A 15,159-nucleotide genomic window follows, 5' to 3' on the forward strand; every position below is an offset into this window, starting at 1 on the left:
CCTTGGGACCGGGGGGCCGGAAGGTCCGCATCTATGCCGATATTGCCCCATTGCCGCCATGATGGCAAGCCGGGCCGAGGGAAGGGGCTACTGTTCCGCTTGCGTCTGCTCCCTGGAAAGCAGCACCCGGTCGATGCGGCGGGCGTCCATGTCCACGATCTCGAAGCGAAGGCCTTTCCAGTGGATCACGTCGCCGATCTTGGGCAGCCTGCCCAACTGGTGCATGAGAAAGCCCGCCAGGGTCTCGATGCGCCGGGGCTCGTCCTGCGGCCAGCAGAAATCCACGACCGCACAGGCCTCCCGCAGGGGCAGCAGCCCGTCCAGCAGCCAGGAGCCGTCTTCCCGCGCGACGGCCTGGGGCTCGCCTTCGTCGTGTTGGTCCGGCAGGTCGCCCACAATGGCTTCAAGCAGGTCGCGCAGGGTGGCGATGCCCATGATGTCGCCGTATTCGTCCACCACAACGGCGAAGCGCGTCTCGCTGCGGTTGCGGAAGGCTTCCAGCAGGGCGGAGGAGCGGGCCGTGTCCGGTATGAACACGGGCTGCCGCAGGTGCTCGGAAAGCGGGGCCGCATGGCCTGTGGCGCGGGCGGCCAGGTAGTCCCTGGCCTTGACCACGCCGACGATGTCGTTCAGCTCGCCCGCGCACACCGGAAAACGGGAGTGGGCGCTCTGGGCCATGCGCGCGAGGTTCTCCTGCTCCGGGGCGTCCAAGTCCAGCCACTCCACGCGTGACCGGTGCGTCATGAGCGTTGCCACGCCTCTGTCGTCCAGGCGGAACACGCGTTCCAGCAGGTCGCGCTCTTGAAGGGGCACGACCCCGGCGTGCACGCCTTCGTTGATGAGCGCCTTGATGTCTTCTTCGGTGATGTGTTGCCGCTGTCGCGTAAGCCCCATGAGCCGGGCCAGGGCGCGGGAGGTCATGGCGAGCAGGCCGACAGCAGGGCGGGCCGCGGCCCGCACCAGGAGCATGGCCGGGGAGGTGAGGCAGGCGAAGCGTTCCGGGTCGGAGAAGGCCGCCTTCTTGGGTAGCAGTTCGCCCAGGACAAGGCTCAAGACCGTGATGCAGAGGATGACGATGCCCAGGGAGAGTCCTGCGGCGTGGTCCGCCAGCAGGGGCTGTGCGGCCAGCCAGGCCTCCAGGTGCACGGACAGGGTGGCGCCGCCGAACACTCCGGCCAGCACCCCCACCAGGGTGATGCCGATCTGCACCGTGGAGAAGAGCCGATCGGGCTCCTCCAGCAGCTTCAGGGCTTGTGCGGCCCTGCTGTTTCCCTGCCGGGCCATGGTGGCCAGCCGCGACTTTCTGGAGGCCACCAGGGCCATTTCCGCCAAGGAGAAGAAGCCGTTCAGGAGAATGAGCAGGAGTATGGCCAGGATCTCCCAGAGGGCTTCGACGGGCACGGCGGCTCTCCCCGTTGCTGTTTCGGCGTCGGCGGCGCGGAACGATGTTCCAGGATATGGCCTTGACGCCGGAAAGACAATGCGCCCGCACGCTGCGGCCGGGAGAACGCAAAAAGGCCCCGGTCGTGCGCCCGGGGCCTTGGCGTTGTGAAGCCGTCTGGCGTCAGGCTGTATTGCAGGCGTTGCCCGCGTCCCTGCGTCGTTGCACGGCGCGTCATTGCCCGCGCATGGCCTTGATGATTTCCCTGAGCTCCTTGAAGGAGGTTTCCACGCCCCGGACGTTGGATTCGGACTGCCGCATGGCGAGGTGGTTCTCCTCGGCCATGGCCCCCACGCCGCTGGCCGTGCGGGCGATCTGCTCCGTGGCGGCGGACTGTTGTTCCGCGGCGGTGGCGATGCTGGCCACCATGCCGCTGGTGGTGCGGGCCAGTTCGGCGATCTGCGTCAGCGCGCCATGCGTCTTGTCCGCGCTGGTCACGCTCCGGTTGGCCTCGGCGTCGACCTGCCGGATGGATTGCACGCATTTGCGCGTGCCGCCCTGGATGGCCGCAATGGCGGTTTCCACTTCCCCGGTTGCGGCCATGGTCTTTTCCGCAAGCTTGCGCACTTCGTCGGCCACCACGGAAAAGCCCCGGCCCGCGTCCCCGGCCCGGGCCGCCTCGATGGCCGCGTTCAGGGCCAGCAGGTTGGTCTGGTCCGCAATGTCGTTGATGATCTTCATGACGTTGTCGATGCCGTCGGCCTGCGTGCTGAGCTGCTCCAGGTCGGTCCCCATGGCTTCCACCACGCCTTGCAGCGCCTGTATGGCCCGCATGGATTCGCGCACGACCTCGACACCGCTGTCGGCCTGGGTGCGGGTGTCCTCCGCGTTGGACGCGGTCTTGGCGGCGTTGCGCGCGATTTCCTGCACCGTGGCGCTCAACTCGTCGATGGCCGTGACGGTTTCGAGCAGATGCCCCTTTTGCTGGTCCGTGCGCTCGCTGGACTGGGCGATGTCCTGCGTCAGCGTGCGGATGGAGGCGTCGGTCTCCACGGACAGGGTTTCGGCGGCGGCGGCGGCCTCCTCGATGCGGCGGTTCTGGGCCTCGATGGCGCGTTGCCTGGCCTTGAGCTCGGTGACGTCGTTCCAGAAGGTGATGCCGCCAAGCAGCACCCCCTTCTCGTCGCGGATGACCACCACGTCGATGACCATCTCGTAGTCGCGGCCTTTGGGATTGGTGTAGGAAAACGGCACGTTGTGGCGCGGTTGTCCGTCGCGGAGCACATCTTCCAAAATAACGTGCCGCGCGGGATCGCCGAAGAGCAGCTTGGCCACGTGCATTCCCTGAACGTCCTTGGCGTCCCCGCCCAGGCCTGTGACTTCAACCATGCTTTGGCTGCAGTTGCGTACCTTGAGCTCCGTGTCCACCACGACGAAGGGGTTGCGTATGCCGCCCAGGATGCCCTGCATGAAGCCCATCTCCTCGCGGATTGCCCCGATGATGTGCACGGTCATGTTGCGCAGGGAGTCCGCCAGCATCCCGATTTCGTCGCTGCGGTTCAGGGTGAGCGTGGCGTCCAGGTCGCCCTGCTCCACGGCCTTGGCGTATTCCGCCACGGTGTTCAGGGGCCGGGTGACCAGGGCGCGGGTCAGCAGGTAGAGGGCGCAGGCCAGCACGACCAGGAACAGCGCGCCGGACACGGCCAGGACCTTGGCGAAGCGGTCCGCTCCGCTCTTGATTTCCGCCATGGACTGCGAGGCGCAGAGCAGCCAGCGGTTTTGGATGTTGGCCTCGGGGATGGCGATGGGCTGGGCGAGGTAGCGGATGTCGGCTTCCGCCCCGGCGCTGGCAACGAAGTTGTCCTCCCCTGCCGCGAGCCGCTTCAGGTAGCCCGCGTGGTCGCCCAGATCCTTTTTCAGCACCATGGCCTGGTCCGGGTGGGCGATGACCATGCCCCGGTCGTCCAGGAAGAAGAGGTGCCCCGTCTCGCCGATTTTGGACGTGTTCACGAACATGTCCGAGAATTTGTCCATGCGCGGCGCCAGGATCAGCGTGCCCACGTGCTCGCCCTGGTCGCGCACGGGGAAGGCGATGACGAAGATGGGGTTGCCCCGCAGCAGGCTTGGGTACACGTCGCTGATGAAATAGTCGCGGCCTTGCCGGGATTCCTGGATGAAGCGCATCTGCGCGCCGCACTTGCCGATGGTGTTGCCGTTTACCGTGTCGGTGAAGAACGCGCCGTCGCGCACGCTGCGCGGCTCGCCGTTCACCGTGACGGTGATGGCCCCGCCCCCCGGAACATGGGCGGCAAGGGGGATGTTTTCATAAAACCCGTATGCGTCGTGCACCTTTTGCAGCAGCGCCTTGGCCGGGGCCGTGGCCGCCGGGTCGGCAGGATTGCGGCAGGCCCGGACCACCTCCGGCGCGTGCGACAGCACCGTGCCGAGCTTGACCTGCCCGTCTATCCAGTCGTGCAGGGCCAGGGCCGCGCTCTTGAGGGCGGCGCGGCTGCTTTCTTCGCTGGATTGCGTTTCCTTGCGCGCCTGGTTGCTGTGCAGGTACAGTCCAAAGCCCGAAAGGAACAGGCAGAGAATGAGGACCACACAGCCGATGTACCGGAAGGAAAGCCGTTTGCTCGCGATTGCCTTCATGATGCTCCCTCTTGAATTGGTCGCATTTTTCGATACTTTCTACAGCGAATGCTGATACTTGACGGTCACGGAGATGTGTAGGGGCGCGCTGCCGGTGATCTTGGGGCGTTTGACCACGCCGCTGGCCGCGTGGATGGCGAGCAGGGCGGTCTGGTCCAGCCGGGCCACGCCCGAGCCGCGCACCAGCCGCAGGTCGGCGAAGGAGCCGTCCGCCATGATGGTGAAGGCGTAGCTGGCGTTGCCGATCAGGTCTTCCAGCCCCTGGCGGCTTGGCTGGAACTTGCGCTGTTCTATGGCCTTGCACACGGAGGCCGTGAACTGGCGGAGCGCCTGCCGTTGTCGGCTCGCCTGGCCCTTTTCCCCCTTGTCCCCGTCCTCGGTCGGATCCGCCGCCTGGCCCAGGCTCAGGGCATCGCCGCTCGGCATGACGGCCACGTCGAAATCCGCGGGAATGAGGAGCTGCTCGCCGCCGGAACAGGCCTCGGAAGTCCAGCGCAGCTGGAACAGCAGAACGTGCGCGCACAGCGAGACGGCGACGCAGGCGTTCAGCACCGGACTGGACGTCATTGCGCGTCCCCGTCGATGTTGGCGGGTTGCCCGCTGGTGCGCGTGGCGATGACCACGTTGCTGAACCCGTGCTTGCGCACCATGTCCACCACGCGCACAAAGACATCCACGTGCGCCTCGGGCTGGGCCTTGAGCAGGATGCGGCCGGGCTGGCTGGCCGGGGGAAGGCCCGCTGTGCGCTCCAGTATGAAGGAGAGGTCGCGCAGGGTGGCCGGGTTCCCGTCGCAGGAAAGCGAGCCGTCGGCCGCGAGTTGGATTTCCATGGACTTTCCGGAGACCGGATGCGCGGTTTCCGCATCGGGCAGTTCCATGTCCATGCCGCGGGCGGTGAATACCGAGGAAACCACGAAGAAGAGCAGAAGAATGAACACCACGTCCAAGAGGGAGGTGATGTCCGGAGAGGAGGGCTTCGGGGTGCAGCGCTTGAAGGAGATCACGCTTTCGGCTCCGGCGGCTCCACCTCCAGAAGCAGCGCCGCGGCCCGCTGCATGGCGAAGGCCGTTTTTTCGTGCTGGCGCAGGAACCAGCGGTGGGCCAACAGCGCCGGTATGGCGATGCACAGCCCCGCCCCGGTGGTCAGCAGGGCCTGCCAGATGCCGCCCGCCAGCATGGTGATGTCCACGTTGCCGGAGCTCGCCAGTTTGGAGAAGGCCGAGATCATGCCCGCGACCGTGCCCAGCAGGCCGATGAGGGGCGCCGCCGAGGCCGCGGTGGAGAGGAAGTCCAGGCGACGGCTCAGGGAGAACAGGGCTTCCTCTCCGGCAAGCTGGGCGTGCGCCTCGCGTTGGCGCGCCGTGCCCGGCGCAAGCAGCGCGACGAAGTATGCGGCGAAAAAGGGCGCGCTGTCCTGAACCAGGGCGAGCGAATCCCGTGTGTTGCCCTGGCGCAGCATCTCCAGAATGGAGGAGAGGCTGTCGCGGTCCGGGAAATGCGTGGTGGTGAATACCACGAAACGTTCGGCCATGACGGCGAGGGTCGCCACGGAAAGCGCGAGAAGCGGCCACATCAGCGGGCCGCCTTGCTGGAACAGGTTCATGCGCACGCCTCCTGAAGCGCCTCAAGGGGGGACAGGTCCATGTCCTTGCCAATGGCGACCAGGAAGGACTGATCGTCGAACGGCTTGCCAAGACTGGAGAACTCATGCCTTCCCGCGACATATTGCACCACCTGGGCGTGTTCGAGCCCGGCTATGGCCACAATGCCCTTGAGCCGGAACACGCCGCAGGGGAGCAGGCGCTCCATGGTCTGGACCAGGACATCCCTGTCCAGCGGGACGCCAAAGGCGAAGCGCCTGGAGGTGAACCCCTCCATGGCGTGGGTGTGGTGCGCATGGCCGCACTGTCCTGGCGGCGGTTCGGGAAGATTCCGGTCAAAGGGGTCGGAGTCGTAGAGCGTCGCCGGATTGATGGCTCCGTATTCGGTTTCGGCCACAAGCGCACGGGCGTTCAGGGCGCGGATGCGCCCGGCGAGGCGGACGCGCTCCTGTTCGGAAACCAGGTCGCACTTGTTCAGCAGGATGATGTCCGCGGCCTTGATCTGGTCCGTGGCGATGTCGCTGGTGTCCAGCAGCAGGGGCGCGTTGACCGCGTCCACCAGGGTGGTGATGGAGTCCAGCCGCACCAGGGGGCGAAGGGTGTTGATTTCCCTGAGTATGTTGAATGGGTTGGCCAGCCCTGTGCTTTCCAGCACAATGACCTTGGGGCTGAACCGGGCCGTGAGTTGCTCGATGCCGCGGGAAAGGTTGCCGGCCAGGGTGCAGCACACGCAGCCCTCGTCCATTTCCACGATGGAGTCGTCGCCTTCCAGAAGCTTGCCGTCCACCCCGGTCTGGCCCACCTCGTTCTGGATGATGGCCACCAGTTCGTCGCGCGAGGCGTGATACTCCAGCAGCTGGTTCAGGAAGGTGGTCTTGCCCGAGCCCAGGAACCCGCTCAGGACGATGAGCCTGGGCCGGGTGTCGAAGGCGAAGGCGCACTCCTCCTCCGTTCTCAGGGAGGGGAGGTCGTGGATTTTCCAGAGCAGGGCCGAGGCGATGGCGTGCGGCATGTCTCCGGTCTGGTCCGGGGTACGCGTGTCCTCCCGGCGGAGCGGGAGCAGAAGCTCGCAGGCGGCCGCATCGTCGCCCCAGGCGAGGCTGTGGGTGATGTCGGCGCAGTGCCCGCCGCTGTGGACGCGCCGACCGTCCCGTGTGTAGCCGGGGATGGCGGAGGGGGCCTCCTCCCGGCCGTAGCGCGCGGGGCGCTCGCCCAGGCTGTTGGACATGGCCGCGCAGAGAACCAGGAACAGATCCATGGCGATGTCCTGGGCGGGGATGTCCTCTTCGGGTTCTCCCGGAGCGACGAGCCAGTCTCCGGAGTCCGTGGCCACGCCGTCCATGGCGATGCAGGCCTTGCGATCGAAGGCGCGGAGCTGGAGCGCCATGGCGCTTTCGTCGCGGTGGAAAAGGATGCGGGCCGCTCCGAGGCGAAACGGAGCGGCCCAGTCCGGCGCGGCCGAGAAGGCGCGGACCCGATCCAGATAATCGGGTTGCGCAGTGGCGAGGTGTGCGGCCAGGGACATGCGTTCCAGGAGCGCTTCATCGGCCGCCGGGAAATAGTACAGGCCCAATACGGCGGTCCGCATGTCCTGGTCTTGTCCGCCCGCTTCCGCGCCCAGGCCGTATATGCCGGGCCGACTGCGCAGCCGCATGGTCCAGGCGAGGTTCGCCCTGGAGCACACGGCCATGCCTTTCCAGCCGACAAGGCGCATGAATTCGTCGTGGCGCGAGGCGGCGAGCAGGCTGTTCATGAGCAGGCCCGGCGTGTTCACGGGCTGGCCTTTGGCGCGCAGGGGGGGGAGCAGTGCGGAAAGATTCATGTGTGACGACCCGTGGTGCGCGCCCGGCCCCGAAGGGCCGGACGCTAGGATGGGGGGGAGATCAGCCGAAGGTTATCTTGTCGCCGTTGCCGAGGTAGTCCGGCGAGGAGGAGCGGAACCGGGCGGTGCCGCGCACCACGGGGTAGCCCGCCTCGATGAACTTCTTGGCCGTGAGGTGGCCGGTGCAATGGTTGCAACCGATGCGCTCGAAGCCCCATTTGCCGAGGGAGATGACCAGGTCGTCGTACTTCGGATCCCAGTCCTCGAAGGGCGAGATGTGCAGGCCCCCGTAAATGCCGTAGAACTTGTCGTTGTCGTACTTGAGGCTGGTGTAGGCGAGGTCCGCGAACTGGAGAATGCCCTGGTGGTTGCAGCCGGAGATGAGCACCAATCCCTTGTCCTTGACGTTGAAGGCCAGGGAGGTCTCGCCGAACACGCGGTTGATGATGGGCACATCGAACTTGAGCACGGCCATGCCCGGAATGATCGGGGTTATGGTCTTGTCCAGGATGACCGGGGCGCCCTTGTACCCGCTGTCCTTCACGTACTGGAGGCCTTCCTTGTAGAAGCCGTTGTGCAGGTACAGGGGAATGCGGTTGTCGTACTTCATGGTGACGGGCAGTCCCCAGAAGTGGTCCCAGTGCTCGTGGGAAATGAACAGGGCCTCGATTTCGCGGTTGCGCAGCATCTGGTCGATGCCCTCGCGCTTGAAGCAGGCGTCCATCCATTCGTACGACCAGCCGGTGTCCAGCAGGTACTTGCGCACGGTGCCGTCCAGGGCCTCCACCTCAAGCAGGCAGGAGAAGCCGCCCGGATTGTCCGGGTGCAGGGACAGCTTCTTCTGGATTTCCCAGGCCTTTTCCAGGTGGTGGGGCAGCAGGTCCTTGATGGTGCTGATGCCTTCCTCGTAGGAGCCCTTGGCCGAGCCCTTGCCGTTGGCCATGGGCGCCCAGTTCAGGGTGTACTGGTTCACCAGCAGGCCGCCGGCCTCGTTGATGTCGCCGATGAGGTGGGCGTTGTTGAACCAGCTGGTTTCCGAGATGTTGGTCACGCGCACGCTGCGGCAGGTTCCGAAGTCCTGCGGGGTGCGCTTCTTTTCCGGAAGGCGGGCGTAGGCCCAGGGGGTGTACGAGTACATGCCCATGCTCGCGAACGCCCCGGCCACCAAACCCGTGGCCGCGCCCTTCACGAAGTCGCGCCTGCTTATCGTCTTCTTTTCGTCGCTCATTGCTTCTTCTCCTCCTTCCCGCGCTTATTCGATGATGGTGATGTTGGCGCCGACCCAGGGCAGGACGTTGATGATGGCGAAGTAGAGCAGCGCACCGGCGGCCAGGCCGATGGCCAGGCCCTTGGCCAGACCCGCGGTCCACTTCACGTCGCTGGCCACAACTTCCTCCTTCACCTCTTCAAGCTCGGCCTCGGTCTTGGGCACGGCCTTCCAGCCCGGCCAGCCGTCCATGAACCAGACGTTGATCAGGAAGATGTTGATCAGCCAGATCATGGGAATCATGGGGAACTGCTGCGGGTGCGAGAAGCCCTTCTGCGTGCCCAGGAACAGGTGCGAGGTCTTGTAGTAGACGACGTAGAGCACAACGGCCATGGCGGCGGTAAGCAGGGTGCGGATGCAGACGTTGACCGGGCGGCTGAACTTGTTCGGCCAGTTGTTGCAGTAGAAGGTCAGGAACAGGGTGGGCACCAGCCAGAAGATGGCCATTTCGCCCACGTGCAGCCAGCGCCAGTCCGGGGCGGCAAGGCGGCGGGTGCCGCGGATGGTCTCGCCCCAGACAAGGTCCTGGGCGTAGTAGAGGAAGAAGCACAGGGCCACGGCGATGCCCAGGATGCCGAAGAAGGAGGCGGTGCGGCGCAGGCCGTCGTGCTTGATGAGGTTGAAGGGGTAGCGCTGCCAAATGGTCTCATAGAGCCAGACCACCACGGTGCCGCACATGATCCAGGCGATGTGGAAGTTGCCGGAGACCGTGTTGGCGAAGTCTTCCCAATAAGGCGGGCAGATGGCCGCGAACTTCTGCCAGGGGTAGAAGAGGATGGCCATGTGCGAGTGCATGGTCACGAAGTAGACGATCATGCTGATGAAGAAGGTCACCACCGCGATGGTGATGCCCCGCGCGGGCTGGCCGAGCTTTTGCCAGGGCGCGTTCTCGCAGGCCACAACCCAGCTGGGCGCCAGCCAGGACGCGATGGCCGCGAACATCATGATGGCCTCGGCCGCGTATTCCTCGGCGTAGAAGTCCGTGATGCCCATGCCGATGAGTCGGCTTGGCGAGAAGTAGGCGATGCCGAAGTTGCCAAGGATTTCAATGAAGAAGCCCTTGATCAACAGGACCATGGCCGCAACGCTCACCAGCGTGAGCACCGCGCCCTTGACGAGTGGATGTGTTTTGTTGAGCCAGGTTCTTTTGAAGGGCCAGAAATCGAAAATGTACGCCAGCCAGATGAACAGGATGAGGAGCCAGCGGCAGACCATGTAGCCCACGTAGGGGGTGTACATGCGCATCAGGCCGCGGGGGTCCTGGAATATCCACCAGGTGACGTAGAAGAACGCCATGATGATGACGCTGTTGACCAGTGCCGGTATGGGGCCGTTCCAGCGCTTTACCAGTTTCCGGCTTTCAAGGTAGCTCACGCTACTGTTGTCCATGCTGCAACTCCTTGGCGAGTTCCCAGTGAGGATGATCAGGCCTCGCTGTCCAACCGCTCTTGCTTCTGAGGTGGGGTTTGCGGTTCCGGGTCCGGAACCAGTTCCTTCAATTGCCCGGGCGTCATCGTTGCCGGATCGATCCCCATGGCCATGGCGCGGAGGAAGCGCTCGTTCTCGGTCAGCCTGATCCGCGCGGGATGTTCCGGCCGACTCGATGTCTTCTCCGCATCCACCGCCTGACCCAAGAAGGGAACGAAACGGCAAAAGAACTCTCTTCGGTTCATGGGTTCACCGTGTGGTTTCGTTGCCCGGCCATTCCCCGGGCAGCACCATTGCTGCAAAGGCATCCATACATTTCGCGGCCAGCGTCTGGGCCTCCTCGGCCCTGGCGCTTTTCAGCGCGTTGAAAAGCTCAACGTGGTACTCGAACAGGAAACCGGTCCGGGCTTCGGCAAGACCAATGCCCGCATCGTCCAGGTTGTGGGCCGCCGCCTGGAGCTCCTCCAGAAGCAGGATCAGGTAGTCGTTGGCCGAGACCCGTGCCAGGGTGAGGAAGAAACCGATGTAGATGCGGCTGAAGGCGGCGATGTCGAAATTGACGATGGCTTCGCCCAGGCGCGCCGTGATGTTTTCAAGATCAGCCACGGCCACGGGCGACAGGCGCGCGGCCTGCTCGCGCGCCAGGCCGGGAAGCACCAGGGCCAGGGTGTCCAGAATCTGCCGCGTGGCGGTTTGCGACCTGCGCCTGCGCAGCTGCTCCCAGCTGATGCGGCCTTCCTTGCTCTTGAGGTAGCAGCCGCTCTTCTGGCGGATCTCCACATAGCCCATGGTCTCAAGGTTGCAGAGCACCTCGCGGATGGTGTTGCGGCTGGTCTCGAACAGTTCCGCAAGACGGCGTTCGCCGGGCAGGCGATCGCCCACGGAAAAGGAGGAGCCCTTGAGCATGTCCGCGACCCGTTTGCAAAGAATGGGACGTTGTGCTGATGCCATATCTGGTCCAACCAGTTTAGGGTTTGCATGACCCAATGTGATCGTTTCAAGTCCACTTAGTGCCAAATTTGTCGGCAGTGCAAGGGAATGGTAAAAAAATCACACACAACTGGTTGGGCCAGATTTCGGGACGGGTGATGCGGAGCTGCTGTGCTGTTATGTAACAACCTGAATGTATATTATTTTTTTGTTTTTCCCGGCTGGTCGGGACAGACGACTGGCGCTAGCGCATGGTGCGGGCGTGAGGCGTTCAAACGATGGGAATGGTCTTTTGGTTGGGCCAGTGGCGTGGCTTTTGGAACAATCTGTTTTGCCGATGGCGGGCACCCCCCGTTTGGCGTCTGCGCCGGGTCACCCCGCCTGATGGGGGGGCTGGTGATCTGGCGGGGCATTGTCTCCAGTTTTCAGGCCCATGCGCGTGTTTGCCGTCGCCTTGCTTCCTGCCGGGGCCGCTGTGCATGTCCAGACTTGACGGTGTGTCTGGTGGGGCCAACAGGCCGGATGGTTTGCCAACCAGACCGGGACAGGGGTAACGTGCCCGTCACCCGCGCTTGCGGAGAAGCGACGACAAGGGACCCTCAATGCTCAAGACTCTTGAAAACACGGAACCTGGAAACGGGGACCAGCGCCTGGGCGCCTATCTGGCCATGCTGCCCGCCCTGGCCTGGCGGATAGACATTGTGGCCAATGAGATAACCTACCTTAACGCCTACACCATCCCCTCGCTTGGGGAAGAGGCCAAGGCGGTCCTGCAGAACCCCGCCTATGCCAGGCAGATGATTGTGGGCCAGGACAACGACCGGTTTCTGCATTGCTACGACCAGATGCGCAACCGCCACCCAGCGGCCTGCACGTTCCGCATCCGCCTTGCGGATGGAACCATCGCCTGGTTCAAGCTCATGTCCATGCCCGACCCGGAGCTGCCTACCTGCTCCTTGGGCCTGTTTATGGACATCACCGCCCACGTGAACGCGATTCTGTCCACCGACGGCCGCCCCCCCCTGTGCGACAGAATCGACCTGCTGGACGAGCCGGTGCTGCTCATCCGTTTTTCCGACCGCAGGGTGTTCATGGCCAACGCCGCGGCGCGGAGCCTGCTGTGCTACTCGGCCAGCGACATGGCCTCCCTGGACCTGGGCCGGTTGTTTCAGAAGAACACCAGGGAGCAGATGTTCCATGTGTACGAGGGGCTGATCTTCTCGGACTTCTGGGCCGGCGAGCTCATCGTGACCGACAGCACGGGCAGGCATCACCAGTGCATGGCCCGTGTGCAGGCCGTTGCACGTGACGAGAAGAGCCTGCTCTGGGTCACCTTGACCCATCTCAACACCTGCACGGCCTGCCGCGAGACGCCGACGCGCTGCGATGCGCCCACGCCGCCTCGCAAAACCATCCAGGCCATGGCCAAGTGCAAGACCATCACGGAGCTGCTGAAAACGATGCTCGACGTTTTGCCGCCGGATTCGCCCACCAGCGGCATCATGCTTTCGCGCATCTTCATTGCCGAGAACAGGGTGCAGGTCACCGGAGTGGGCGAGCCCTTCGACTTCCTGCCTGAGGACCACACGCATCCGTACGAGGGCTCCATCGCGGAGAACATCGTCCGCTTCAATCTGCCCCAGCATGTGGTCCAGGAAACATCGAAAAGCATCAAGCCCATCGACTGGGCGCTGTTCATCCCGCGCGGCATCCGCTCCTATTACGCGCAGCCGTTTTTCGACAATGGCGTTCTGACCAAGGTGCTGATCTTTTGCTCGCGCCAGGCCGAGAGCTACGATCCGGAGGCCCCAGCCCCGTTGTACGAGCTGTACCCCGAGTTTCTGAAAGGGCTGGAGCGGTGCCTTAAGCGAAAGGGCGCGCGCTAGCTGTTGCGTTGCACGCCGTTGTTCACTGCCTGTGCGATCCGGCTGAATGGCGGCTTGTTTTGTAACGCTTAGTGATTTTAGCGGAAGTTGAATGCATGGAGCCTGCGGGGCAACTCGCTGGTTCTTTCGTTTGCGGTGGGGGAGCTGCTGCGTAGGCCCCTCACGCAGGGCCGCTTGCGTGAAGCGTTCGGCCTTGCCGTTGGGGCGCGGCGCGTGTTTTGCCGTGCAGCGCTGGCGCAGAGCAAACCGGGATTGGCGGTGGCGCGTCCGCTCGCATCCGTGGGCTTCATCACGATGGCGCGCGCGTCCGCTCCAAAAGCGCCGCAGCCCGCTTCGTCCAGAGGCCGCCGGGAGCGCGTGTGCTTTGGCTGAAAAAGAAAAAGGGTCCCGCCTTGTTAGCGGGACCCCTGTTCATTCTGGTGCCGAAGGGGAGACTCGAACTCCCATGGCCTTGCGACCACTAGACCCTGAACCTAGCGTGTCTACCAATTCCACCACTTCGGCATTGTCCGGGCGGCGTGTCGCCATCCCGTCGTTGCGAGGGAATCATTTAGCCGCATCGCGTGCCGTTGGCAAGGGTTTTTTTGTTTCCCGCAACGTTTTTTTTGCGGCGGCCTACCGTTCGTCGAAGGGCACGTAATCGCGCAGCACCTGCCCGGTGAAAATCTGTCGGGGGCGGTGGATCTTGCTGCCATGCTGCTGGTGCTCCTCGTACCAGTGGGCGATCCAGCCCGGCATACGGCCTATGGCGAACATCACCGGGAACATCTGCATCGGGATGTTCAGCGCCCGCAAAATGAGCCCGGAGTAGAAGTCCACGTTGGGGTACAGCTTGCGCTCGGCGAAGTAGGGGTCGGCCAGGGCCAGGGCCTCCAGCTCCATGGCGATGTCCATGAGCCGGTCCAGCTTGCCCAGCTTGGTGAGCAGGTCGTGGGCGGCCTGCTTGAGGATCACCGCGCGCGGGTCGTAGCTTTTGTAAATGCGGTGGCCGAAGCCCATGAGCCTGAACTTCTTCTGCTTGGCCAGTTCCAGCACCTCGCGCGGGGTGCGCTTGCCCTCGGATATCTGCTCCAGCATCTCCATGACGCCCGCGTTTGCCCCGCCGTGCAGCCGTCCCCACAGGGCGCAAATGCCTGCCGATACGGAGGCGAACAGGTTGGCCTGGCTTGAGCCCACCATGCGCACCGTGCTTGTGGAGCAGTTCTGCTCGTGGTCCGCGTGCAGGGTCAAAAAGAGCGACAGCGCCCGCACGGCCTCCGGGCTCGGGTCGTAGTGCTTGTGCGGTATGGAGAACATCATGTGCAGGAAGTTGCGGCAGTAGGACAGGGCCGGGTTGGGATACATGAACGGCAGCCCCATGCTCTTGCGATAGCTGAAGGCCGCGATGGTGCGCACCTTGCTGATGATCTTGGAGGCCGCCAGATAGAATTCGCCCTTGCTTTCGATCTCCAGCAGGTCGGGATGGTAGCAGCCCATGGAATTGACCACGGCCGACAGCATGGCCATGGGGTGCCCGCCTGGCGGAAAGCCCTCGAAGTGGTGGCGCAGATCCTCGTGCAGCAGTTCCTCGGCGCACAGGCCTGCGGAAAAACGCGACAGCTGTTCCCGTGTGGGCAGTTCACCGAAAATAAGCAACCAGGCCGTTTCGGTGAAAGAGCCGCGCGAGGCGATCTGGTCGATGGGGTAGCCCCTGTAGCGCAGAATGCCCTGTTCGCCATCGACAAAGGTGATGGCGCTTTTGCAGGGCCCGGTGTTCATGTAGCCGGGATCATAGGTGATGCACCCGGTCTGCGAGCGCAGTTTGGTGATGTCCAGGCCACGGTCGCCCAGGGCGCCTTCGATGATGGGGAGCTCAAAGGTCTTGCCATCAATGATCAGCTGTGCGGTCTTGGTCATGTGCTCTTCCGTAATGTGCTGTCGTTCACGCATATGGGGTTTCGCCGTCCGTTCTGGGTCTGTCGGCGCAGAATAAAATTCTGTCGCCCTCGGGCGAAGCCCTCGCAATCCAATGGGCTGCCTACTAGGATTCAGCCCTGTTGTCCAGCAAGCCCCGCGCGGGTTTGACAATCCTGTCATGCGCGGGAGGTGTGGAACATGCGCCGGACCGGCTTGCGCACGGCTGCAAAAGGCTTATACTCTCCACTTCCGGCAAAGAAACAACGCCAACGGAGATCCCCCAGTGAACGACGATT

12 protein-coding genes and 1 tRNA gene are annotated in these 15,159 nt (G+C 64.1%); 1 reads left to right on the top strand and 12 read right to left on the bottom strand.

The window, feature by feature from the left end; all coding sequences use genetic code 11:
* Positions 1-87: 87 nt before the first annotated feature.
* From CHB73_RS03885 to CHB73_RS03930, 10 genes are all read right to left on the bottom strand, one after another.
* Positions 88-1,401 (bottom strand): hemolysin family protein, encoded by a 1,314-nt coding sequence (locus CHB73_RS03885; RefSeq protein WP_235641507.1) that lies wholly within the window; start codon positions 1,399-1,401, stop codon positions 88-90.
* Positions 1,402-1,615: 214 nt separating this feature from the next.
* Entirely contained in the window at positions 1,616-4,033 is a 2,418-nt protein-coding gene (locus tag CHB73_RS03890) for a methyl-accepting chemotaxis protein (protein ID WP_089272330.1), read from the bottom strand.
* Between the two features lie 39 nt (positions 4,034-4,072).
* Positions 4,073-4,600 carry an energy transducer TonB family protein gene (locus CHB73_RS03895; RefSeq protein ID WP_089272332.1) on the bottom strand — a complete coding sequence of 176 codons (528 nt, stop codon included), beginning with the start codon at positions 4,598-4,600 and terminating at the stop codon, positions 4,073-4,075.
* Positions 4,597-5,037 (bottom strand): ExbD/TolR family protein, encoded by a 441-nt coding sequence (locus CHB73_RS03900; RefSeq protein ID WP_089272334.1) that lies wholly within the window; start codon positions 5,035-5,037, stop codon positions 4,597-4,599. Before CHB73_RS03900 ends, CHB73_RS03895 begins: the two co-directional genes overlap by 4 nt.
* Complete coding sequence (locus CHB73_RS03905) at positions 5,034-5,636, bottom strand: MotA/TolQ/ExbB proton channel family protein (protein ID WP_089272336.1); 603 nt, start codon at positions 5,634-5,636, stop codon at positions 5,034-5,036. Before CHB73_RS03905 ends, CHB73_RS03900 begins: the two co-directional genes overlap by 4 nt.
* The gene (locus tag CHB73_RS03910; protein ID WP_089272339.1) at positions 5,633-7,456 is read right to left on the bottom strand and encodes a CobW family GTP-binding protein; all 1,824 of its coding nucleotides are present in this window, start codon (positions 7,454-7,456) and stop codon (positions 5,633-5,635) included. Before CHB73_RS03910 ends, CHB73_RS03905 begins: the two co-directional genes overlap by 4 nt.
* A 61-nt stretch (positions 7,457-7,517) precedes the next feature.
* Complete coding sequence (locus CHB73_RS03915) at positions 7,518-8,684, bottom strand: MBL fold metallo-hydrolase (protein ID WP_089272341.1); 1,167 nt, start codon at positions 8,682-8,684, stop codon at positions 7,518-7,520.
* A gap of 24 nt (positions 8,685-8,708) precedes the next feature.
* The gene (locus CHB73_RS03920) at positions 8,709-10,112 is read right to left on the bottom strand and encodes a hypothetical protein (RefSeq protein WP_089272343.1); all 1,404 of its coding nucleotides are present in this window, start codon (positions 10,110-10,112) and stop codon (positions 8,709-8,711) included.
* 35 nt (positions 10,113-10,147) lie between these two features.
* Entirely contained in the window at positions 10,148-10,396 is a 249-nt protein-coding gene (locus tag CHB73_RS03925; protein WP_089272346.1) for a hypothetical protein, read from the bottom strand.
* 4 nt (positions 10,397-10,400) lie between these two features.
* Positions 10,401-11,057: a FadR/GntR family transcriptional regulator gene (locus CHB73_RS03930; protein WP_235641508.1), complete on the bottom strand. Its 657-nt coding sequence runs from the start codon at positions 11,055-11,057 to the stop codon at positions 10,401-10,403.
* A 626-nt stretch (positions 11,058-11,683) separates the two neighbouring features.
* Here CHB73_RS03930 and CHB73_RS03935 point away from each other — a divergent pair.
* On the top strand, positions 11,684-12,967 hold the full coding sequence (locus CHB73_RS03935) for a nitrogen regulation protein NR(II) (protein WP_089272350.1): 1,284 nt from the start codon (positions 11,684-11,686) through the stop codon (positions 12,965-12,967).
* A gap of 417 nt (positions 12,968-13,384) precedes the next feature.
* Here the strand turns inward: CHB73_RS03935 and CHB73_RS03940 are convergent.
* Both CHB73_RS03940 and CHB73_RS03945 read right to left on the bottom strand, forming a co-directional pair.
* Positions 13,385-13,471, bottom strand: a tRNA-Leu gene (locus CHB73_RS03940).
* 111 nt (positions 13,472-13,582) lie between these two features.
* Entirely contained in the window at positions 13,583-14,863 is a 1,281-nt protein-coding gene (locus tag CHB73_RS03945) for a citrate synthase (protein WP_089272353.1), read from the bottom strand.
* Between the last annotated feature and the right edge of the window lie 296 nt (positions 14,864-15,159).

The sequence above is a fragment of the Humidesulfovibrio mexicanus genome (assembly GCF_900188225.1).
In the GTDB taxonomy this organism is placed as follows: Bacteria; Desulfobacterota; Desulfovibrionia; order Desulfovibrionales; family Desulfovibrionaceae; genus Humidesulfovibrio; species Humidesulfovibrio mexicanus.